Source organism: Rhodococcus sp. S3 (assembly GCF_058211795.1).
Genome location: NZ_CM177074.1, coordinates 1,048,446 through 1,069,745, shown reverse-complemented (window position 1 = coordinate 1,069,745; position 21,300 = coordinate 1,048,446). Strand labels below are relative to the sequence as shown.

The 21,300-nt window shown below is 69.3% G+C and carries 23 protein-coding genes; 12 read left to right on the top strand and 11 right to left on the bottom strand.

The features are described from left to right. Window positions 1-16: 16 nt before the first annotated feature. Complete coding sequence (locus tag AC0LPE_RS05095; RefSeq protein ID WP_088899221.1) at window positions 17-268, bottom strand: type B 50S ribosomal protein L31; 252 nt, start codon at window positions 266-268, stop codon at window positions 17-19. Next, on the bottom strand, window positions 265-1,482 hold the full coding sequence (mrf, locus tag AC0LPE_RS05090; protein ID WP_490605728.1) for a ribosome hibernation factor-recruiting GTPase MRF: 1,218 nt from the start codon (window positions 1,480-1,482) through the stop codon (window positions 265-267). Before mrf ends, AC0LPE_RS05095 begins: the two co-directional genes overlap by 4 nt. 101 nt (window positions 1,483-1,583) lie before the next feature. Here mrf and rpmB point away from each other — a divergent pair, with 101 nt between their 5' ends. The 4 genes from rpmB to rpsR are packed head-to-tail and all read left to right on the top strand — an operon-like array spanning window position 1,584 to window position 2,563. Continuing rightward, window positions 1,584-1,820: a 50S ribosomal protein L28 gene (gene rpmB, locus AC0LPE_RS05085; protein WP_160873861.1), complete on the top strand. Its 237-nt coding sequence runs from the start codon at window positions 1,584-1,586 to the stop codon at window positions 1,818-1,820. Next, the gene (gene rpmG, locus AC0LPE_RS05080) at window positions 1,820-1,987 is read left to right on the top strand and encodes a 50S ribosomal protein L33 (protein WP_006553778.1); all 168 of its coding nucleotides are present in this window, start codon (window positions 1,820-1,822) and stop codon (window positions 1,985-1,987) included. The genes rpmB and rpmG overlap by 1 nt, the downstream gene beginning before the upstream one ends. Window positions 1,988-1,989: 2 nt before the next feature. After that, entirely contained in the window at window positions 1,990-2,295 is a 306-nt protein-coding gene (gene rpsN, locus AC0LPE_RS05075; RefSeq protein ID WP_006553777.1) for a 30S ribosomal protein S14, read from the top strand. A 10-nt stretch (window positions 2,296-2,305) separates the two neighbouring features. Next, window positions 2,306-2,563: a 30S ribosomal protein S18 gene (gene rpsR / locus AC0LPE_RS05070; protein ID WP_006553776.1), complete on the top strand. Its 258-nt coding sequence runs from the start codon at window positions 2,306-2,308 to the stop codon at window positions 2,561-2,563. Between the two features lie 101 nt (window positions 2,564-2,664). Here the strand turns inward: rpsR and AC0LPE_RS05065 are convergent, their stop codons facing one another. After that, the gene (locus AC0LPE_RS05065) at window positions 2,665-3,528 is read right to left on the bottom strand and encodes a DUF559 domain-containing protein (RefSeq protein WP_160873860.1); all 864 of its coding nucleotides are present in this window, start codon (window positions 3,526-3,528) and stop codon (window positions 2,665-2,667) included. 171 nt (window positions 3,529-3,699) lie between these two features. On the opposite strand from AC0LPE_RS05065, the gene AC0LPE_RS05060 reads away from it, so the two are divergent. The 3 genes from AC0LPE_RS05060 to AC0LPE_RS05050 are packed head-to-tail and all read left to right on the top strand — an operon-like array spanning window position 3,700 to window position 6,257. Continuing rightward, entirely contained in the window at window positions 3,700-4,626 is a 927-nt protein-coding gene (locus AC0LPE_RS05060; RefSeq protein ID WP_490605727.1) for an AEC family transporter, read from the top strand. A gap of 32 nt (window positions 4,627-4,658) precedes the next feature. Then, complete coding sequence (locus AC0LPE_RS05055; RefSeq protein WP_160873859.1) at window positions 4,659-5,081, top strand: hypothetical protein; 423 nt, start codon at window positions 4,659-4,661, stop codon at window positions 5,079-5,081. A 3-nt stretch (window positions 5,082-5,084) separates the two neighbouring features. Beyond that, on the top strand, window positions 5,085-6,257 hold the full coding sequence (locus AC0LPE_RS05050) for an MFS transporter (protein WP_490605726.1): 1,173 nt from the start codon (window positions 5,085-5,087) through the stop codon (window positions 6,255-6,257). A gap of 6 nt (window positions 6,258-6,263) precedes the next feature. Here the strand turns inward: AC0LPE_RS05050 and AC0LPE_RS05045 are convergent, their stop codons facing one another. Further along, the gene (locus tag AC0LPE_RS05045) at window positions 6,264-8,201 is read right to left on the bottom strand and encodes a vWA domain-containing protein (protein WP_490605725.1); all 1,938 of its coding nucleotides are present in this window, start codon (window positions 8,199-8,201) and stop codon (window positions 6,264-6,266) included. Next, entirely contained in the window at window positions 8,198-9,586 is a 1,389-nt protein-coding gene (locus tag AC0LPE_RS05040) for an ATP-binding protein (RefSeq protein WP_088899247.1), read from the bottom strand. Before AC0LPE_RS05040 ends, AC0LPE_RS05045 begins: the two co-directional genes overlap by 4 nt. Before the next feature lie 72 nt (window positions 9,587-9,658). Here AC0LPE_RS05040 and AC0LPE_RS05035 point away from each other — a divergent pair, with 72 nt between their 5' ends. From AC0LPE_RS05035 to AC0LPE_RS05025, 3 genes are all read left to right on the top strand, one after another. Then, a complete protein-coding gene (locus tag AC0LPE_RS05035) occupies window positions 9,659-10,288 on the top strand; it encodes a DUF4126 domain-containing protein (RefSeq protein ID WP_160873856.1) in 630 nt (209 codons plus the stop codon). Between the two features lie 12 nt (window positions 10,289-10,300). After that, entirely contained in the window at window positions 10,301-11,266 is a 966-nt protein-coding gene (locus AC0LPE_RS05030; protein ID WP_160873855.1) for an alpha/beta hydrolase, read from the top strand. Between the two features lie 308 nt (window positions 11,267-11,574). Beyond that, entirely contained in the window at window positions 11,575-11,817 is a 243-nt protein-coding gene (locus tag AC0LPE_RS05025; protein ID WP_016693414.1) for a hypothetical protein, read from the top strand. Between the two features lie 35 nt (window positions 11,818-11,852). Here AC0LPE_RS05025 and purH read toward each other — a convergent pair whose 3' ends face one another. The 4 genes from purH to AC0LPE_RS05005 are packed head-to-tail and all read right to left on the bottom strand — an operon-like array spanning window position 11,853 to window position 16,904. Then, the gene (gene purH, locus AC0LPE_RS05020) at window positions 11,853-13,415 is read right to left on the bottom strand and encodes a bifunctional phosphoribosylaminoimidazolecarboxamide formyltransferase/IMP cyclohydrolase (RefSeq protein WP_064255721.1); all 1,563 of its coding nucleotides are present in this window, start codon (window positions 13,413-13,415) and stop codon (window positions 11,853-11,855) included. Then, a complete protein-coding gene (gene purN, locus AC0LPE_RS05015; protein ID WP_024103172.1) occupies window positions 13,402-14,049 on the bottom strand; it encodes a phosphoribosylglycinamide formyltransferase in 648 nt (215 codons plus the stop codon). Before purN ends, purH begins: the two co-directional genes overlap by 14 nt. 55 nt (window positions 14,050-14,104) lie before the next feature. Beyond that, the gene (locus tag AC0LPE_RS05010; protein WP_490605724.1) at window positions 14,105-15,763 is read right to left on the bottom strand and encodes a cell division protein PerM; all 1,659 of its coding nucleotides are present in this window, start codon (window positions 15,761-15,763) and stop codon (window positions 14,105-14,107) included. A gap of 49 nt (window positions 15,764-15,812) precedes the next feature. Continuing rightward, window positions 15,813-16,904, bottom strand: a complete 1,092-nt coding sequence (locus AC0LPE_RS05005) for a DUF5336 domain-containing protein (RefSeq protein WP_490605723.1) — start codon at window positions 16,902-16,904, stop codon at window positions 15,813-15,815. A gap of 83 nt (window positions 16,905-16,987) precedes the next feature. Here AC0LPE_RS05005 and AC0LPE_RS05000 point away from each other — a divergent pair, with 83 nt between their 5' ends. Further along, window positions 16,988-17,611: an IMPACT family protein gene (locus AC0LPE_RS05000; protein ID WP_160873852.1), complete on the top strand. Its 624-nt coding sequence runs from the start codon at window positions 16,988-16,990 to the stop codon at window positions 17,609-17,611. Between the two features lie 83 nt (window positions 17,612-17,694). Here AC0LPE_RS05000 and sucD read toward each other — a convergent pair whose 3' ends face one another. Both sucD and sucC read right to left on the bottom strand, forming a co-directional pair. Further along, window positions 17,695-18,597: a succinate--CoA ligase subunit alpha gene (gene sucD, locus AC0LPE_RS04995; RefSeq protein WP_006553762.1), complete on the bottom strand. Its 903-nt coding sequence runs from the start codon at window positions 18,595-18,597 to the stop codon at window positions 17,695-17,697. 16 nt (window positions 18,598-18,613) lie between these two features. Then, window positions 18,614-19,783, bottom strand: a complete 1,170-nt coding sequence (gene sucC / locus AC0LPE_RS04990) for an ADP-forming succinate--CoA ligase subunit beta (RefSeq protein ID WP_016693408.1) — start codon at window positions 19,781-19,783, stop codon at window positions 18,614-18,616. A 442-nt stretch (window positions 19,784-20,225) separates the two neighbouring features. Between sucC and AC0LPE_RS04985 the strand changes: the two genes are divergently transcribed. Further along, window positions 20,226-21,215, top strand: a complete 990-nt coding sequence (locus AC0LPE_RS04985; RefSeq protein ID WP_390889806.1) for a M23 family metallopeptidase — start codon at window positions 20,226-20,228, stop codon at window positions 21,213-21,215. The last annotated feature ends 85 nt before the right edge of the window (window positions 21,216-21,300 follow it).

Genomic DNA, 21,300 nt, shown 5'->3' with positions numbered 1-21,300 from the left:
TCGGGAGGTTCGGGGATCAGGGTCGGCGCCGGCCGTACTTGCGCTCGAACTTCTCGACGCGACCGGCGGTGTCGAGCAGGCGGGCGGCGCCCGTCCAGAACGGGTGCGAGTCGCTCGTGACATCGACGACGATCAGCGGGTAGGTACGGCCGTCCGACCAGACGGTCGTGCGTTCGGATGTCGCGGTGGAACGGGTCAGGAAGGTGGCGCCGGTGTTGGCGTCCCGGAAGACCACGGGGTGGTAGTCGGGATGCAGGGCCGGTTTCATCGGTGTTCCTCTCTCTCGTTGTCGCGGCGGTCTGCCGGGAGGTCGTCACATGGGTCTTCGTGGAATCGACCGAAGGGGTCGTGCCAGGTCGGCCACAGGTCGGGGCGGTCGAACTCGTCGTCGGTCACGACTGCCGCACGCAGGGTGCGGTCGATGAGATCCGGGTCGGCGTCGTGGACGAGGACGACGATGCTCGTGTCCCGGTCGCCGTAGCGTTCGTCCCAGCGCAGCGACGCCATCGCGCGGCGTTCCGGCGGGAATTCGCGCTGTTGCTCGGGAGTCATCGACACGAGCCACGGCCCGGCATGAGCGACCCGCAGTCCTCCACCGGCGGATTCGACGAGCAGCGCATTGTCGGGTTGGGTGGCGACCCACAGTCGCCCTCGGGCGCGCACGACGCCGTCGAGCAGCACGTCGATCGCGTGGTGGAGACGTTCCGGATGGAACGGCCGGTCGGCGGAGAACTCGACGAGGCGGATTCCGCAGTCGTCGTCGAGGGGCGGTTGACCTCGTAGGAGAGGCGAGTGCGCCCCGTCGATCGTCCCCCGACGGGCGGTGGCGGGTATCTCGCGGAGGAGCCGCTCGACGTCCGGTTCCCCCGCCCACGCGATCGACGCGTCCGGGGCGAGTCGGGTGAGCACCGCGTGCAGGCGTGCCTGCTGCCAGCCGTCCGCTCCCGGAAGCACCACCAACGCATCGGCGAACTCGACCTGGCCGACGACGACCTGCGCCAGGGTGCGGTCGTCGTCGACACGCTCGTTCAGTTCGTCGTCGCCCGTCGCGTCCTCGAGCCAGGTCGCGGCGTCGAGGCAGGTCACGACGCCGTCCACTCGGACATCGAGGGACGCGGGTCCGTCGACACGACCGACGATCCCGCTCACCACGACATGTTCGACTGCCCAGCACAGTGCCTCGGGTTCGAGTTGCGGGTCGAGGTGCAGCACGATCCGGTCGACGCTGCTGTAGTCGCGCATGCGGCGCAGAAGCGGCAGCAGATCCTCGCGCAGCGTGCAGGAGACGCACCCGTGCGCGAGTTCGAGGATCTCGGTGCGTTCGCCCTCGACGGTGAGCACTGAGCGGCGGAGTACGCCCTGGTCGAGACCGGACAGGTCGTGGTGGACGACCGCGGTGCCCGGACGCAGGAGCGACCGCGCGACCTGCGCAGTCCGTCCGCGCCATCCGCAGACGATGACGAGCGGCGTCCTGGTGTCCACAGGACTCCTTTCGATAACGATTGTCATTAACAACACCTGAGCGTACAGTCAGCGAAGCACTTTGTCGAAAATGATTGTCGTTACCTACGAAAGGAGCCGACGTGTCGGCCACGTGCCAACTCACCGGACGGCGACCCGGTTTCGGGAGATCCGTATCGCACTCCCATGTCCGCACCAGCCGGCGGTGGAACCCGAACATCCAGCGCAGAACCTATTTCGTACCTTCGTTCGGACGCCGGGTCACGCTGAACCTGTCCACCAAGGGCATCAAGATCGTCGACCGCGACGGCATCGAGAGCGTCGTCGCGCGTCTGCGTGCCCGCGGAGAGAAGTTCTGATGGCAGCACGCAGCGAGATCCGGCCCGTCGTCAAGCTTCGCTCGACCGCGGGAACCGGCTACACCTACGTCACCCGGAAGAACCGCCGGAACGATCCCGACCGTCTCGTCCTGCGCAAGTACGACCCCGTGCTGCGCAGACACGTCGACTTCCGGGAGGAGAAGTAGTCATGGCGAAGAAATCGAAGATCGCGCGCAACGAGCAACGGAAGGCGATCGTGGCCCGGTACGCCGAGCGCCGCGCGGAGCTGAAGGAGGTCGTGCGCCGACCGTCGTCCTCGCCCGAGGAGCGCAGCGAAGCCCAGCGGGCACTGCAGCGTCTACCCCGCGACGCCAGTCCGGTACGATTGCGCAATCGAGACGCTGCGGACGGCCGCCCGCGCGGCCACCTGCGAAAGTTCGGGCTCTCACGAGTGCGTGTGCGTGAACTCGCCCACCGCGGGGAACTACCCGGCGTCCACAAGTCGAGCTGGTGAGGAGCGAGATATGGCAGTCAAGCGAGGACCGTCGAAGAAGTCGCGTGCCGTAGAGGGACGCAAGCCCAAGAAGAACCCCCTCTTCGCGGCGAAGATCGAGTACGTCGACTACAAGGACGTCAACCTGCTCCGCACCTTCATCTCCGACCGCGGCAAGATCCGCAGCCGTCGCGTCACGGGCCTGACCCCGCAGCAGCAGCGTCAGGTCGCCGTCGCGGTGAAGAACGCCCGCGAGATGGCTCTGCTCCCCTACGTCAGCAGCAAGTAGGTCGTAGCTTCCGACGCCGCCTCTCCCCATCGGGAGGGGCGGCGTCGTCGTATGTGCAGGTATTGTCGAAATTCGTCGAAATTTTCGACGAGAAGTGCACATCACACGGGTGCGCCCGAAGCCCGCAGCGCCCTGCGGACCCGCTCGACGATCGTCAGCGGACGCATTCGGAGTTGCTCGGAGTTCACCCGGATCACCGACCAGCCCAGCGAGGCGAACGACTCGTAGCGCTCGATGTCCTTGGTGCGCTGACGCTCGTCGGTCCAGTGGTGCACCCCGTCGTACTCGACGGCGGTGCGCCATTCGTGCCACCCCATGTCCGCCCAACCGACCACCCTGCCCTCGTCGACGATCGGCACCTGGGTGGCCGGCGCCGGTAGTCCGTGGTGCACGAGCAACAGGCGGACCCTGGTCTCGGGTGGAGACTCGGCACCGGGATCCACGCGGGGCACGACCGCGCGCACCTGCGGAAGTCCGCGCTCCCCGCGGTGCCGGTCGGCGACGGTGAGGATGTCTGCCGGATCCAGCCCGGTGGCTCGACACAACGCATCGAGTTGTTCGACGGCTCGCGCCGGTGCCAGCCACCGGGCGAGATCGAAACCGGTCCGCGCGGCAGTCGTCACCGACATCCCCTCGCGCTCGCAGACCTCCTCCTCGAGCACGGTGTCGCCGTGCACCCTCACCCCGGCCGTGCCGCGGCGACTCCCGGTCCGGAGCAGCTCCGCCGGCGCACGACCGTCGACCCATCTGCTGCCGTGCACCGCGGCAGCGGACAGCCCTGCCAGTACGCCACCGCCTCGCGTCCACAACCACGCCGCACGCGCACGCCGCAGTGCCGTCATCTCCGCGTCGGGATGGATGTACACGTCGCGATGCAGCCGGCGCATGGTCCGCAGTCGGTACGGCGTCAAGCATTTCTCGGCCAGTGCGTCGGTGCCGCTGAACGGCTCGTCGAATTCCCCCATGGCGGAAGCCTGCACAACGCCCGCTCGACGTGGAACCCCGGAGCGTCGCCCTGTGGATGAACGTTCCCGAGTGAGCAGTTGTCGTCGAAAAATTCGGCTCCGATCGACAAGAACTGCGCTCCGGGCGCCTGCCTCGGGAACTCATCCACAGGGTCCTTAGACTAGGCAACCGTGTCGGGTGTGATCGCGGGGTTCAGTGTCATCTTCGTGATCATCGCCATCGGCTTCACGCTGGGGCGCCTGGGCACACTCGGGCACGAGGCGCAGACGGTGCTCAGCCGGCTCGTCTTCTTCGTCGCCACCCCCGCGCTGCTGTTCGACGTGCTCGCGACGTCCGACCTGTCGGTGATCTTCTCGCCCAATCTCTACATCGCGGCGGCCACGGCGTTCGCCGTCGCGATCGTGCACTTCGTCGTCGCGAAGCTCTGGCTGCGACGTGCAGTTCCCGAGGCCACCATCGGCGCGCTGTGCGCCGGCTACGTCAACTCCGCGAACCTCGGCATCCCCATCGCGGTCTTCGTGCTCGGCGACGCGTCGTTCGTCGCTCCCCTGCTGTTGTTCCAGATCGTCGTGCTCTCCCCCATCGCGCTGACGATGCTCGACCTGTCGACGATGCGCGCCGGGGTCTCGCGCCTCGACACCCTGCTCGCGCCGTTCAAGAACCCCATCGTCCTGGCCGCCGCGGCCGGGCTCGCCATCGCGATCAGCGGGTGGACGCCTCCCCAAGCGCTGCTGCAGCCGTTCCATCTGCTCGGCGGCGCGTCTGTTCCCGGTGCGCTGCTCGCGTTCGGGTTGTCGCTGCAGGGCGTCCGAGTGCTCGAGAAGGGGACGAGCCCGCGCCGCGACATCGCGCTCGCCTCGGTGCTCAAGATCCTCGCCCAGCCCGTGCTCGCGTACCTGATGGGGCGTTTCGTGTTCGGCCTCGACGGCCATGCGCTGTTCGCCGTCGTGGTGGTCGCGGCACTGCCGACCGCGCAGAACGTGTTCGTCTACGCCAGTGCCTACGGTCGCGGCACGGTGCTCGCCCGCGACGCCGCACTCGTCACCACCCTCGCCTCCATCCCTGCGATCGGCGTGACCGCCGCCCTGCTGGCATGAGGAACACACGACACGGGAATACCGTGGGAACCATGCGTTCCGTCGTCCGTGTCTGCCGGGGAATCACCGTCCTCGCGATGTACCTGATCATCGCGGCCTGCGGATCGAGTTCGGGTACACCGGACGTCCCTGCACTGCCCGAGGAACCGGTTCCGGCAGGGGCGACGGCGTTCTCGCCGCGACCCGACATCGTCGACGCACATCCGCTGACGATCCTGTCGTGGTCGCGGGTGAGCGACGACCGGATCGCCCTGCACTTCGAGACGGGCACCCCCGAGTGCTTCGGCGTCGACGCGACCGTCACCGAAACGGACGACGCGGTGACGGTGACGCTCCTCGGCGGCACGCTGCCGGAGATGCAGGACCGCATGTGCATCATGGTCGCCGTCGCCGGCACCCTCGAGGTCTCCTTGCAGTCGCCGCTCGGCGACCGGGTCGTGACCGCCGGCGTCTGACATATGCCGCATCCTCCGCGTCACTGGCTGCTGTACCTGTGCTTGTCCACAGCCCTGCTGCACGCGGCATTCCAGTCGATCCGCGTCCTGGTCTCCTACCGGATCCTCGCGCTCGGCGGTGACGCGACGACCATCGGTGCCGTCACCGCGCTCTACGCCATCGTCCCACTGATCGCGGCGGTGCGGATGGGACGCGCCGTGGACCGCGGCCACGCGACCGCCATTCTCCGTTCGGGCATCGTCGTCACCACGGTCGGCGCCGGGTTGATCGCTCTCAGTTCGGGATTGCCCGTGCTCGCCGCCGGCAACGTCGTGCTCGGTCTCGGGCAGTTGCTCGTCACGGTGTCGGGACAGGCGTTCGTGTCGATCCTGTCGCCGCCGGGTCAACTGGATCGCGGGTTCGCCGGTCTCACGCTGGGTGTATCGGTCGGGCAGGCCGTCGGTGTGCCGGTCTCCGGCGTGATCGCCGCGACCACCGGTGACGGCAACGGTTCCGTCGAGACCACCGGCGCACTGCTGGCCATGACGGTGGTCTCGCTGCTCTCCCTTCCACTCGTGCTGGGACTTCGTGAACCGCCCGGCTCCGGCCGCACCGCGGAGGACGGCGCGCCCCAGTCGATCCTGTCGATGCTCGGGACGAAGGGCATGAAGCCCGCGATGCTGTCGAGCCTGGTGGTCCTCGCCTCGGTCGACCTCGTCGTCGCCTACCTGCCGTTGCTCGGCGAGCAGTTCGGGTTCGGTGTGCTGCTGGTGTCGATCCTGCTCACCGCCCGCACCGTGGCGTCCATCGTCTCGCGTGCCCTGCTGCCGTGGGCGCTGCGCCGGATTCCGCGCAGGTGGCTGCTCGTCTCCGCGACCGCCGGGACCATCGTGCCCGTCGCGCTGCTGCCGCTCGTGCCGAACCCGTGGGTCATGTGCGCCTTGCTGGCCGTGTGCGGAATGTTCTGGGGCGTCGGCCAACCCCTGACCATGACGTGGGTGGTCGAACTCGTCGCACCGGCCGACCGCGCGTCGGCGCTGGCGGTGCGATTGACCGGCAACCGTCTCGGGCAGGTCGCGGTGCCCATGGTGGCCGGCGCGATCGCCGGGGTCGCCGGGGTCGCGTCGATCTTCTGGGTGACCGCCGCCCTGCTGTCCGCCGCCGCGACGACCACGTGGCGATCCGTGCGCCGCTGAGAGTTCCTACGACCGCCGACGGGCCCGCACGTAGTCGGCGACGACCGCCGCCCCGAGACCGTCGACGTCGGGCGCGACCACCCGTCCCCCGACGCGACGCGCCAGCACGTCGACGACCCGCGCGAGCCCCGGATCGCTGCCGAGCCGGAAGATCGTGACCTGGGCGCCGAGCCGCGCGATGTGGTCGAGTTCGCGCACCGTCAGCCCCAGAGTGCGTGCGCTCGGCGGGTAGTCGAAGGCCGCGAAGCCGTCCGGTTCGAGGTGGGCGGTGGGTTCACCGTCGGTGACGACGAAGACCACCGGTTGCGCGTTGGGATGTCGACGCAGATGACGACCCGCGAGCATCAGGGCGTGGTGCAGGTTGGTGCCCTGCTCGTAGACGCCGTCGAGCCCGGCGAGTTCGGGCGCCGACACCACACGAGCGTGCCGGCCGAACGCGATGAGCTGCAGCGCATCCCCGCGGAAGCGCGTGGACACGAGATGGTTGAGCGCGAGGGCCGTGCGTTTCATCGGCACCCAGCGACCGTCCATGACCATCGAGAACGACGTGTCGACGAGTAGCGCGACGGCCGCCTGCGTCCGCTGCTCGGTCTCGATCACCTCGACGTCCTGCACCGACATCCGCACCGGCAGACCGGGACTGCGCAGGGTCGCGTTGGTGAGGGTCCGCACGACGTCCCACGGTTCGGTGTCGCCGAACTCCCATGCCTTCGACGCGCCGGTCGGTTCGCCGAGCACACCCGCCCGCCGCGACTCGCGTTGCCCGGTGCGCGACGAGATGCGGTTGACGACGTCGCGCAGGGCCGCCTCGCCGAGCCGGCGCATGGCCTTGGGCGACAGTCGCCACTGCCCGTCGGCACCCCGGTCGAAGAAGCCCTGCCGCTGTAGTTCCTTCTCGAGTTCGGCGAGGGTACGCGCATCGGCCGCGGCCTCGGGTCCGAGATGACGGGCGAGCGCGTCGAGGTCGATGTCGTCGAGGGACGCCCCGGCGTACTGCTGCGACAGCTGCTCGGCGAGCTGGTCGAGTTCGGACAGCTCCTGCAGCGCCGAGGTGGCCTCACCGAGACCCATGCCCTGTTCGCCGCGCACCTGTTCGGAGCCGGTCCAGTCCTCGCCGGGACGGGCGGCACGCAGGTGGCCGTCGAGACGGTCGAGCTGGCTCATCAGATCCGGGGATCCGAAGGCCTGCTGTGCGAGGGCGTCGAGTTCGTCGCGCTGCTCGGGGGTGAGCGAGTTGCGCAGCCGCTGCGCCGCCGCGGCCCGCTGTGCGAGGGAGTCGAGCAGTTCCTCGACGTTCTGCGGGTTCTCCGGGAAGAACTCGCCGTGCTCGGCCATGAACTGCTCGAAGTCCTCCTCGGTGTCCTCACCGCGGGAGTGCTTGTCGAGCAGATCGTTGAGGTCGTTGAGCATCTCCGAGATGCGTTGCCGGTCCTCGTCGGTGGCCCCTTCGAGCACCTGCTTCATCCCGGCGAAGCGCTGGTCGAGCATCTCCCGGCCGAGCAGGTCGCGGATCTTCTCGTAGTCCTGCCGGGCCTGCGCGCTGCGCCAGTCGTAGTCGGCCAGTTCCTGCACGGCCTGCGCCGTCGACGGCGGTAGTTCCTCGATCCGCATCTCTGCGAACCGCGCGTCGTCGTCGAGGGCGCGGGCCAGTTCCTTGCGTTCCTCGAGCACGGCGCGGTCGAGGAGTTCGCGCACCTCGCGCAGGGTGCCGTCGAGGTTGGTGCGGTCGAGCAGCTGACGTCGACGCCGGTTCGCCTGCGCGGCAAGCTTGTCGAGGCCGCGCATGCCGTCCTGCCCGCGACGCAGCAACTCCCGCAGGGCGCGCTTGGGTGACGCGCCGGCCATGACGTCGTCGCCGATCGCGGCGAGCGCGTCGCGCAGGTCCACCGGCGGGGCGAGCGGATCGCCCCCGGCATACGGACCGTAGCGGGCCGACCTGCTCATCGGGAGTACACCGCCGATCCGTCGTCGCCGGTGTCCTTGGCGATGCGCCGCGCCAGGTACAGACCCTCGAGGGCGAGTTCCACTGCCGCGGCGCGGGTTCCGGTGTCGGTGGCGCCGAGCCGCTCGGCGACGGCGTCGAGGACGGGCAGTTCGGGCAGTTCGTCGAGCAGCACCTTCGCGGTGATCCGCTCACCGGTGACCACCGGATCACCCTGTTCGACGGCGGCGACCAGCGGCCCGAGGTCGACGCCCGCGAGCCGCGAGCGGGCGGTCTCGGCCGTGGCGCGCCGGAGGAGGTGATCGAGGATCTCGAATTCCCTTCCCTCCTCGCCGGATTCGAACTCCACCTTGCCGCGGAGCACCTCGACGACCGTGCCGAGGTCGACGGGACGCGCGACCGGATCGTCCTCACCGAGGACCGCACCGCGGTGCAGTGCCGCGGCCGAGACGGTCTCGGCGCCGGCGACGGCGAACCGTGCCGAGACACCCGAACGCTGGTCGACGGAGGTCGATTCGCGCAGCAGCCTGGTGAACCGGGCGAGGATCTCGAAGAGATAGTCGGGCACGCGGGACTGCAGGTGCGCCTCCTGCTCGATGACGGCGATCTCGTCCTCGAGCCGGGTCGGGTAGTGCGTGCGGATCTCCGCGCCGAAACGGTCCTTGAGCGGGGTGATGATGCGACCGCGGTTCGTGTAGTCCTCGGGGTTCGCGCTCGCGACGAGCAGCACGTCGAGGGGCAGGCGCAGCGTGTAGCCACGGACCTGGATGTCGCGTTCCTCCATGACGTTGAGCAGCGACACCTGGATGCGTTCGGCGAGGTCGGGCAGTTCGTTGACGGCGACGATGCCGCGGTGCGCGCGGGGCACGAGACCGAAGTGGATCGTCTCCGGGTCGCCGAGGCTGCGACCCTCCGCGACCTTCACGGGGTCGACGTCGCCGACGAGGTCGGCGACCGAGGTGTCGGGGGTCGCGAGCTTCTCGGCGTACCGCTCGCTGCGGTGCCGCCACGCGACGGGCAGGTCGTCGCCGAGTTCGGCGGCACGGCGGATCGACGCCGGGGTGATGGGTTCGTAGGGGTGCTCGCCGAGTTCGGAGCCGGCGATGACCGGGGTCCATTCGTCGAGCAGCAGCGGCAGGGTGCGCAGCAGGCGCGTCTTGCCCTGGCCGCGTTCGCCGAGCAGGACCACGTCGTGGCCGGCGATGAGGGCGCGTTCGAGCTGCGGGACGACGGTGTCCTCGAAACCGAGGATTCCGGGCCACGGATCGGTACCGTCGCGCAGCGCAGCGAGCAGGTTGTGCCGGATCTCGTCCTTGACGGACCGTTGCACGTGGCCGGAGGCGCGGAGCTCGCCGACCGTGGAGGGGCGCGGTGTGGGTGACGTCACCTCACCCAAGGTACGACCGAACCGCAGTTTCGGCATCCGTGATCCCGCGACCGGTCCGCCTACACTCGCCGCATGGACACCTGGATCCTGGCGGCCCTGCTCGGGCTGGGGCTCGCGGCCGCCACCGGGCTGCGCACCTTCCTGCCGCTGCTGCTCCTGTCGGCCGCGGTCCACTTCGAACTCTTCGGCGTGGTCCTCAACGAATCGATGCAGTGGCTCGGGTCCACCTCGGCGCTCGTCGCCCTGACGATCGCCACCGCCGTGGAGGTCGTCGCCGACCTCGTGCCGCTCGTGGACAACGCGCTGTCCGCCGTCGGCACGGTCACCCGGCCGGTCGCGGGTGCGCTCGCGGCGTGGGCGGCCTTCGCGAGCCTCGATCCGGCGATGGCAGCACTCGCGGGCATCGTGATCGGCGCCCCGACCGCCCTGGCGGTGAGCACTGCGCAGACGGGTACGCGGGTCGCGAGCACGGCGACCACCGCCGGTTTCGGCAATCCGGTGCTGTCGATCGTCGAGAGCGTCACCTCGTTCGTCACGTCGCTGATCGCGCTGCTCGCTCCCCTGCTCGTCATCCCCCTGCTGGCGCTGTTCGGGTGGCTCGGAGTGCGGGGTTACCGCCGGGTGCGCCGTGCCAGTTCGTCACGGACGAAACCGACGCCACACCGCGGCGCCCTCGATACGGGCCGGCCCGGCGACTTCTGATAGACACATGACATGTCGGACACCGAGATCACCTTTTCCAGCGGCGACGTCACCCTGCACGGCAGCCTGCGGGTACCCGTCTCCATGAGGGGTCCGGTGCCCGCCGTCCTGCTGCTCGCCGGCAGCGGCCCCACCGACCGCAACGGCGACAGCGCACTGCTCCCCGGCTCGATCGGTACCCTGCGGCACCTCGCCGACGTGCTCGAACGCAAGGGCTTCGCGAGCCTGCGCTACGACAAGTTCGGCAGCGGTGTCACCGGCCTCGGCCCGTACAGCGTCGAGGACGTCGCCGATCTCGGCTTCTCGACGTTCATCGACGGCGCCGCCGACGCGCTCGCCTTCCTCGGTTCGCAGCGCGGGGTCGACCCGGAGCGGCTCTACGTCGTCGGGCACAGCGAGGGCGCGCTGATCGCGCTGTCGCTCGCCCAGGACAACGACGCGGTCGCCGGACTCGGTCTGCTCGAACCGCTCGCCGTGCGCCTGCTCGACCTGCTGACCGCCCAGATCGACGCGCAGCTCGACGCCGTCGTCGCCGCGGGACAGCTCCCCGTCCAGATCGCCGACGAACTGCGGGTCGCGCTCACGGGTGCGGTCGAGTCGCTCCGCGCCGACGGCACCCTCAGCGACACCCTGCCCGAGCCGTTGCGCAATGCCGGGCTCGTCCCCGCCAACGCGAAGGCGCTCGCCGAGGAGGACGCGCTCGATCCGCGGATGCTCGCCGCACAGGTCGCCGGCGACCTGCCGGTGCTCACCGCGGTCTCCTCGAAGGACATCCAGGTGCGGGTCGAGGACGTCGACGCGCTCGACGCGGCACTCGTCCACACCCGCCTGACGTCGCTGCGCATGACGCGCACCAACCACGTGCTCAAGGACATCGGCGACCAGCAGTCGACGGGCGCCGATTACGTCGCCGACCTGCCCTTCTCCGACGAGTTCACGTCCGGTTTCGAGGCGTGGCTCGAGAAGCTGAGGGGCTGAGCACCCGACCCCACGCACGGACGACGCAGAAATAACAAATGTCCATTCCGCGTTGTTCGTGTATGGTCATCCGTTAACCAACTGGTTCACACGAGAAAGGTACGGTCCGATGCGATACAAGCACATGTACGTAGCCGGTTGTTCCGTACCGTTTTCTCACTTCTTCTTCCACTTCGCGGCGGAGCGATCCCGAGAATAGAAGTCACACGACGACTCGTTCTCGGGCACTCGGGGCACATACGCCCCGGGTGCCCTTTCTCTATCCCCGACCGCGACCCGTACAAGATCACCTCGACAGGAGAAACACCATGAAACTGCGAATCGAATCCGGCGGCACCGTGTCGACCGAACTGCCCGACGACCTCACCGGTCACGCCATCACCATCGACCTGAGCCGGGTCGGCGGTACCGAGAGCGGCGCCGCCTCCGCGGATCTCATCCGCGAGCTGCTCGACCGTGGCGCCGCCAAGCTCGTCATCTCCGAGGGCCGCGGCAAGCGCACCGTCGAACACACCGCACACGACAACGGCACCCACGCGCACGCCGCCTGAGCGACGGTGCGCGCGGGTGCCGCGCGTGGTCGTGACTAGTGCGCGAAGTGCCGCGCGCCGGTGAGGTACAGCGTCACGCCCGCCTCGCGAGCGGCCTCGATGACCTCGTTGTCGCGCACCGAGCCACCCGGCTGCACGATCGCCTTCACGCCGGCCTCGGTCAGCACCTGCAGACCGTCGGCGAACGGGAAGAAGGCATCCGACGCGGCCACCGACCCGGCGACACGATCACCCGCACGGGTCACGGCGAGTCGCGCCGAGTCGACGCGGTTGACCTGACCCATGCCGACACCGACGGTCGCGCCGCCCGAAGCCAGCAGGATCGCGTTGGACTTCACGGCACGGCATGCGCGCCAGGCGAATTCGAGATCGCGCAGCGTGGCCTCGTCGGCAGCCTCGCCGCACGCGAGCTGCCAGTTGGCGGTGGAGTCGCCGTCCGCGGTGAGCACGTCGCGCTCCTGCAGCAGCAGCCCACCGGAGATCTGACGGATCTCGACCGGAGCCGACTTCGGCGAATCGGCGCGCAGGATGCGGATGTTCTTCTTGCGGGAGAGCACGTCGACGGCACCGTCGGCGTACGACGGGGCGATGATCACCTCGGTGAAGATCTCGGCGACCTGCTCGGCCATCTCGACGCTCACCTCACGGTTGGCGGCGATGACGCCACCGAAGGCCGAGACCGGATCGCACTCGTGCGCGTTGCGGTGTGCCGTGGCGATGTCGTCGGCGATCGCGATACCGCACGGGTTGGCGTGCTTGATGATCGCGACGCACGGCTCGCTGTGGTCGTGCGCGGCGCGCCAGGCGGCGTCGGCGTCCTGGTAGTTGTTGTAGGACATCTCCTTGCCGTGGAACTGCTCGGCCTGCGCGAGCCCCGGCTCGCCGGCCTCGTTCACGTACAGGGCTGCGGCCTGGTGCGGGTTCTCGCCGTAGCGAAGGACGTTCGCGCGGGTCCAGGTCGCGCCGGTCCACGCCGGGAACTGCGACTCGTCGCCCTCGGGCGCTGCGTAGCCGCTGTTCATCCAGCTCGCGACGGCGACGTCGTAGGCGGCGGTGTGCTGGAACGCCTGCGCGGCAAGACGCTTGCGCTGCTCGAGGGTGAAACCGCCGCCCTCGACGGCGGCGAGCACGTCACCGTAGGCGGCCGGGTCGACGACGACCGCGACGGACGGGTGGTTCTTCGCCGCAGCGCGCACCATCGACGGACCGCCGATGTCGATCTGCTCGACGCACTCGTCGGGGCTCGCACCCGAGGCGACCGTCTGCGTGAACGGGTAGAGGTTCACGACGACGAGCTCGAACGCCTCGATGCCGAGATCGGCGATCTGGTCGAGGTGGTCCTGCTTGCGGGTGTCGGCGAGGATGCCGGCGTGCACGCGCGGGTGCAGGGTCTTGACCCGGCCCTCGAGGCACTCGGGGAAGCCGGTCAGTTCTTCGACCTTCGTCACCGGCACGCCTGCGTCGGCGATGGTCTTGGCCGTGGAGCCGGTCGAGACCAGCTCGACACCTGCCGCGTGGAGCCCTGTCGCCAGCTCCACCAGCCCGCTCTTGTCGTACACGCTGACCAGCGCGCGGCGCACAGTCTTACGTTCGGTCACCGGGGATCACGGCCTTTCGTCCATCGGAAACAACTCCACGGGTGGCGACGGCGGCGACCATCTCGGCCAGCAGCCGTCGCTCCACAACCTTGATGCGCTCGTGCAGGGTGTCCTCGTCGTCGTCGTCGAGCACCTGCACGGCTTCCTGCGCGAGGATCGGCCCGGTGTCGACTCCCCCGTCGACGAGATGCACCGTCGAACCGGTGACCTTGACGCCGTAGGCCAGGGCGTCGGCGACGGCGTGCGCGCCGGGGAACGACGGCAGCAGCGCGGGATGCGTGTTGATGATGCGGCCGGCGAACCGCTCCAGGAAGGCCGAACCCAGGATCTTCATGAAGCCCGCGGACACCACGAGGTCGGGTTCGTGGGCGGCGACCGCGTCGGTCAGCGCGCGGTCCCACGCGGTGCGGTCCTCGAAGTCGCGCAACGCGACGCGGAACGACGGGATCCCCTCGTCCGCGGCATGTCCTTCGGCGGGACATTCGCGGTCGACACCGACAGCGACGACCGTGGCGGGATATCCGTCGGTCCGGGTGGCGTCGAGCAGCGAACGCAAGAGGCTGCCCGTGCCCGAGGCGAGGACGACGAGCCGCGCCGGCGCGGTGGGCGGCAGCTGGTCACGCGAGGCAGTCAGGGTCCACTCCTGTGAAGTCGAGGTGGGTCGGCCGATCGACCGGCCGTAGGAGAGCCTAGTCGGCGCCCTTCTCGGCCTTGTTCGCGACCTCCTCGTCGGGCTCGCTGTCGTCCTCGGCATCATCCTCGTCGACGACCTCGATCACCTCGGCGTCGATGACGTCGTCGTCCTCGACGGCGTCGGTCGCATCGCCTTCGTCGGCCTCGTCCTCGTCGACCTCTGCGACCTCGCGCTCGGCGGCGGTGGTGTCCTCGACGGAGGATTCCTCCTCGTCGGCATCCGCGTCCTCGACATCCTCGCCGTCGACATCCGCACTGTCGACATCAGCGGCCTCGGAGTCCTCCGCCGCAGGAGCCTCGAGTACCGGGGTCTCACTCTCGGCCGCCTCGAGTTCTGCGTCGGTCTCTCCGTCGGCGGTGTTGTCGGACGGGGCCGCGTCTGCCGCATCCTCCGAGATCTCCTCGTCCACCTCGATGTCGGCGCGCAGCGCCGCCGCGGCCAATCGTACTTCGCGCCACACAAGCAGCTGGGCCGTGATGATGCCGAGCAGTCCCGACCAGGCGAAGACGAGGATTCCGGCGAGCCACCAATTGGCGCCGACCGTGCCGAAGACGCCGAGCGGACCGCCCGCGACCCAGGTCGCCAGCGCCGTGACGAGTCCGGCTCCCGCTGCGGCAGCGAGCACCGTCCATGCCGCATCGGCGCTGCCGACCGGAGCACCGTCGGCCTTCGCCTGCAGGGTTCGCTGCGCGGCGAAACGGCCGAGCAGCGCACCGATCGTCGCCGGAACGGCCAGCAGCACCGGCCAGAACGCTGCGGCCGGGCCCGAGGGGACCGCCGCGAGCACCGGCAGTGCCGGGAGGTCGCCGCCCGTCGCCTCGAACAGGCTCAGATGGATGTCGCCGAAGTGCACGGTGCTGCCCGCCAGGACGGCAGCGGCACCGATGATGACGTTGGGCAGGTACAGGATCGACATCACCGTCAGCCCCAGCACGCCGGTCCAGTGATCCCCGCGCGCGAGCAGTTCACCGACGACGTTCCACGACCACAGCAGTCCGGCGACGACCACCACCCCACCGAGGGCGAACATTCCCAGCAGCACCCGCAGTGCCGGACGGAAGGCGAGCACGAGCCAGTCGGGCGCTGCGTAATAGCGCACCAGCGGCCTCCACACGCGGGACCCGATGCCGATGAGGGCCGCGAGGAGGTAGATGCCGGTGACCCACGCGAGCGCGGCACCGGCGTTCGGGGGCGTTACCGGCAGCACGCTCGCCGCATCCTGCAGCACGATCAGCGACGCCGCGGTCACGAGCAGCGGGCCGGCGAGGACGGCGACGGTGATGCGCGAGACGTCCTGACGATCGAGGGCGTAACCGCTGTTCTCGACGAGCGCGTCGGCCGCGGACGCGCATCCGCGCGCCGCCTGCCGCACCAGGACCGCGGTGGGCAGCAGCGGCAGCACACCCAACGACGTGCCGTCGATCGTGAGCGTCACCTGGTGCAGAGCGAGCCACGTGCCGGCGATCGCGGCGTAGATGCCGGTGAGGTCGCTGTTGGCGACGACCATCGTCGTCACCACGATGGTGGCCACGACGGCGAGCGTCACCGCCGGAACGCGGGCCGCGGTGCCGAGCAGGATGCGGAACCGCTCCGGGTCCAGGCTGTCGTCGTCGGTGGGAACGTGCCGGGTGGACCGGCCGAGCGTCGAAGTCATCGGTTCGAGAGTGTCACCGACACGGCGGTCGTGGTGTCAGGCGCGCCGATCACCGCTGGTCGTCCGGTGCGCGGAAGGCCTGCGTGGCCTCCTGGTCGCCGGTCGCAGTGGTCCCGGTCTCCTCGCGACGTTCCGTGCCCGTCGTGTCGTCATCGGACACTGTGCCGTCCGCCCGGGTGACTGTGCCGTCCGCCCGCGTGTCGGTGTGGTCCGTCGGGTCCTGAGCGCCGTGCGGTTCCTGAACCGGATACTGCTGGGTCGGCTGCGCACCGGTGTACTGCTGTCCGCCGTACTGCTGGGCACCGGGATACTGCGCTCCCCCGCCGTACTGCTGGGCGCCCGGGAACTGCTGTGAACCGGGGAACTGCTGGGCTCCGCTGTACTGCTGCCCGCCGTACTGCTGCGCGCCCGGATACTGCTGGGACCCACCGTACTGTTGCGACCCCGAGTACTGCTGCGCTCCGGAGTACTCCCCCGAGGTCTGCTGTCCGGGATACGCCTGGTGGCCGGGATGGGGCGCACCGAACTGGGACTGCCCGCCGGTGACTCCCTGCTGCGCGCCGTAGGGCTGGCCGTATCCCTGCGGGCCGTAACCCTGCGGCGAACCATAACCCTGCGGCGCCCCGGAGCCCTGGGGCTGACCGGTTCCCGGACCGGTCCCGAATCCCTGGTACTGCCCGGCGCCCTGCGGCGAACCGAAGGAGCTCCGCTCACCCGACCGGCCGGACACAAGGATGCCGAGGCCGAACAGCAGCGCGACGAGCGCCAGCGCGAACTGCAGGAAACCGAGGACGAGGATCGTCACGCCGCCCCACGCGATCCCGGTGTCCTCGGGCAGATGGAACAGCTGGAACAGGGACGTCACGAAACCGACGCCCGACGCCGCGACGGCCACGGCACGCAGATCCTGGCCGGGGAGCAGCGACAGTGCCGCGCTCACACCGCCGAAGAGCAGGAAGGCCAGCGGCACGACGGCGAAGCCGAAATCGAAGGACGTGAGCGCCACCTGGGAGCCGAAGGTGATGTTCACGAAGGGTGTGAGGCCGAGCAGGAAGTTCACGGCACCGAGCACGGCCACCGCGAGTGGCAGCAGCAACGGCACCACCTTGCTCTGGGCGGATGCGCCTGTGGGGAATGTCATCGATTCTCCTGCCGTCGATCGGTGTGTGTCGGTCACTCGTCCTGCAGTCAACAGCCTAGGGACTACCCGAGAGAATGGGGTCCATGCCGCACACTCTCGCCCCGGGCCCCGACGTCGTGGTCGAGACGGAGGTGAAGCACTCGCGTTTCCTCGCGGCGGTTCGTCGTGTCGACACGGCCGACGCCGCGCTCGCCTTCGTCGACGAACAACGCCGACTGTATCCCGATGCCCGACACCATTGCTGGGCGTTCGTGGTGGGTGACGCCCCGTCGGCACGCGCCGAGCGGTCGAGCGACGACGGGGAGCCGGGCGGCACGGCCGGTATCCCGATGCTGCAGGTCCTGCACCACCGGGATCTGGTGAACGTCGCGGTGGTGGTGACCCGGTGGTTCGGGGGGATCAAGCTCGGCGCGGGCGGGCTGGTGCGCGCGTATTCGGGTGCGGTCGCGACGGCATTGGACGAGGCGCCTCTCGTCGAGCGCAGGCAGCAGGAGAAGTTCACCCTCGCGATCGATCACGGCGAGGCGGGTCGCGTGGAGGCGGAACTGCGCGGGCGCGGGGTCGCGGTGCTCGACGTGGCCTATGCGGACCGGGTCGTCTTCACCGTCGCGGGGCGTGAGCGGAGCGAACTGGAGGGCTGGGTGGCGTCGTTGACGTCAGGGGCGGGCGAACTCGAACCCGCGGGAGTCGACTGGATCGACATCTGACCGGATTTACGCCGGAAAAAGCGCGTGCGCGCCTCCCGATGGCCGGAGCCACCGGAAGGCGCGCACGGAAGGCGACGCTGCTGTCAGAGCGACTGCAGGATCTCGCGAGCGAGCGCAGCGGTCTCGGACGGCGTCTTGCCGACCTTCACGCCGGCCGCCTCGAGAGCGTCCTTCTTGGCCTGAGCGGTGCCCGAGGAGCCCGAGACGATGGCGCCGGCGTGGCCCATGGTCTTGCCCTCGGGAGCGGTGAAGCCCGCGACGTAGCCGACGACCGGCTTGGTCACGTTGGCCTTGATGTAGTCGGCTGCGCGCTCCTCGGCGTCGCCGCCGATCTCGCCGATCATGACGATGACCTTGGTCTCCGGGTCCTTCTCGAACGCCTCGATGGCGTCGATGTGGGTGGTGCCGATGACCGGGTCGCCGCCGATGCCGATGGCGGTCGAGAAGCCGTACTCGCGCAGCTCGAACATCATCTGGTAGGTCAGGGTGCCCGACTTGGAGACGAGGCCGACCGGGCCCTTGCCGGCGATGTTCGCCGGGGTGATGCCGACGAGCGCCTCACCCGGGGTGATGATGCCGGGGCAGTTGGGGCCGATGATGCGGGTCTTGTTGCCCTTCTGGACGTTGTAGGCCCAGGCGTAGGCGGAGTCCTGCACGGGGATGCCCTCGGTGATGACCACGAGCAGCGGGATCTCCGCGTCGATGGCCTCGACGATGGCGTCCTTCGAGAAGGCCGGGGGAACGAACGCGATCGAGACGTCGGCGCCGGTCTCCTTCATGGCCTCGGCGACGGAGCCGAAGACGGGGAGCTCGACGGGGTTGCCGTCCTTGTCGGTGTGCGAGACCGTCGTGCCGGCCTTGCGGGCGTTCACGCCGCCGACGACCTGGGTGCCGGCCTTGAGCATGAGCGCGGTGTGCTTGGTGCCCTCGCCGCCGGTGATGCCCTGGACGATGACCTTGGAATCCTTGGTAAGGAAGATTGCCATTGTTCTGTGTGTCCCTTTACTTCGCTGCGAAGGCGAGTTCGGCCGCCTTGTCGGCAGCCTCGTCCATGGTGGCGACGACCGTGACCAGCGGGTGGTCGGCCTCGGCGAGGATGCGGCGACCCTCGTCGACGTTGTTGCCGTCGAGGCGGACGACCAGCGGCTTGTTGGCCTCGTCGCCGAGGATCTCGAGGGCCTTGACGATGCCGTTCGCGACCGCGTCGCACGCGGTGATGCCACCGAAGACGTTGACGAACACGCTCTTGACCTGAGCGTCGTTCAGGATGACGTCGAGACCGGCGGCCATGACGGCTGCCGAGGCGCCGCCACCGATGTCGAGGAAGTTGGCGGGCTTGACGCCGCCGTGCTTCTCGCCTGCGTAGGCGACGACGTCGAGGGTCGACATGACCAGGCCGGCGCCGTTACCGATGATGCCGACCTCGCCGTCGAGCTTGACGTAGTTGAGGTCGTTCTCCTTGGCCTTGAGCTCGAGGGGATCCGTGGCGTCCTTGTCCTCGAACTCGGCGTGGCCGGGCTGACGGAAGTCGGCGTTGGCATCCAGGGTGACCTTGCCGTCGAGGGCGAGGATCTGATCGTCCGGGGTGCGGACGAGGGGGTTGACCTCCACGAGGAGAGCGTCTTCCTTGACGAAGACCTCCCACAGCTTCTGGATGGTCACGGCTGCGGCGTCGAGGACCTCGGCGGGCAGGTGGCCCTTCTCGGCGATCTCACGCGCGAACGCGAGGTCGACGCCCTTGACGGCGTCGACGGGGACCTTGGCGAGGCGCTCCGGCTTGGTGGCGGCGACCTCTTCGATCTCCATGCCGCCCTCGACCGAGCACATCGCCAGGTAGGTGCGGTTGGTGCGGTCGAGCAGGAAGGAGATGTAGTACTCCTCCGCGATGTCGCTGGCCTCGGCGACCAGGAGCTTCTTGACGATGTGACCCTTGATGTCGAGGCCGAGGATGTTCTCGGCGTGGGTCTGCGCGTCGTCTGCGGTGGCGGCGTACTTCACGCCACCGGCCTTGCCGCGGCCGCCGACCTTGACCTGGGCCTTGACCATGACCGGCTTGCCGATTTCCTCCGCGATCTCGCGGGCACCGGCGACAGTGTCGGTAACACGGCCGGCCGACGTCGGCACGTCATGCTTGGCGAAGAGTTCCTTCGCCTGATATTCGAAGAGATCCATCTGCTCACCGTCTCGTCTGCGTTCACGCCCGCTCCGGGGTATCGAGCGGGTCGTTTCGGACTCTAGTTTCTCGGCCGGGCCGCGGATCACGCGCGGCAGTCCCATGTGGCACAGGTCACGCGCGCGTAGGTCCGGGAACGACTTCGCAGTTCCCCTCCCGGAACGTGGCGGACGCCACGTTCGAGCGGAGCACTCGGTTCAGAATGACAGGTACCCACTCGCCCTCCGACACCGGATCCCACGCTGCCGCGACGCAACGGACTCGTGACATGTCGGAAAACAGTGTTTGGGACGCCGACCGCTGGGGCATGTCCCAATTTGCCCCGGTTTGCACTGTGATGCCACTCACATAACGTCCGCCGGACGAACTACGGCTTGCCACCCCCGCGATCGCTTCGTTACCGTCGCCTGGTCGAAGTAACGATGAGGTCACGAACGGAGGATGGCGATGCGCTCTGGTAACCCGAGTGCCGAGAGCCGAACCCGCCGTCCCGAATCGGCACCCGAAGACTGGAACGCCTGGGAAGCCGCCACGATGGACTTCCGCAACACCGGCCCCGGTCCCGAGCCCACCTACTACTCCGACTCCTTCGGCCACGCCGTCCGCGACGACCGCTTCGCGCAGGATCGTCCCGACGAGAGCACCGACGTCACCGCTCCCGCGTCCCGCGGTGGAGCCCATCGACTTCCCACTCCCCCCACCGCCCTCAAGGGCCGCGCCGCGGTCTTCGCGGTTGCCGCAGGCGCCGTGGTCGCCGCGGGCCAGGCCGCAGCCAACGGTGGTCCGGGACAGAACACCGAGCACTCCGAGGTCGCTCTCGCCGCCGGCGAAGCCGATTCCTCGATCATCACCGCCACTGCAGTGCCCCAGGCCGCGCAGTTCGCGCCGAGCGCCGACGCCGAGCCGTCGCAGGCCCCGCAGGTGCTCAACATCGCCGACCCGAACGACCTGTCGCAGTTCTCGAATCTCCTGGCCAAGGGCCAGCGGTTCAGCGAGGAACGCGCTGCGCGCGAGGCCGCGGCCCGTCGCCCGCTGTTCGTCCTCCCCGCCGTGGGGTCGTTCACCTCGAACTTCGGCGCCCGCTGGGGCACCCTCCACGCCGGCGTCGACATCGCGGGCCCCATCGGCACCCCGATCCTCGCGGTCGCCGACGGTGAGGTCATCGATTCCGGTCCGGCCTCCGGCTTCGGCATGTGGGTCCGCCTCCTCCACGCCGACGGCACCGTCACCGTGTACGGGCACATCGACCAGTCGCTGGTGACCGTGGGTCAGCACGTCATGGCCGGCGACCAGATCGCCACCATGGGCAACCGCGGCTTCTCCACCGGCCCGCACCTGCACTTCGAGGTGCACCTCAACGGCGTCGACAAGATCGACCCCGTTCCGTGGCTCGCCACCCGCGGTATCGCCCTCGGCGTCCAGCGCGACTGACCGACCTCGCCGCCGTACGTTGGGCACTGCGTCCCGTTCCACCCTCTTGCCCGTTTCGGCGCGGACCCGCTCCTGCGTGCGAATC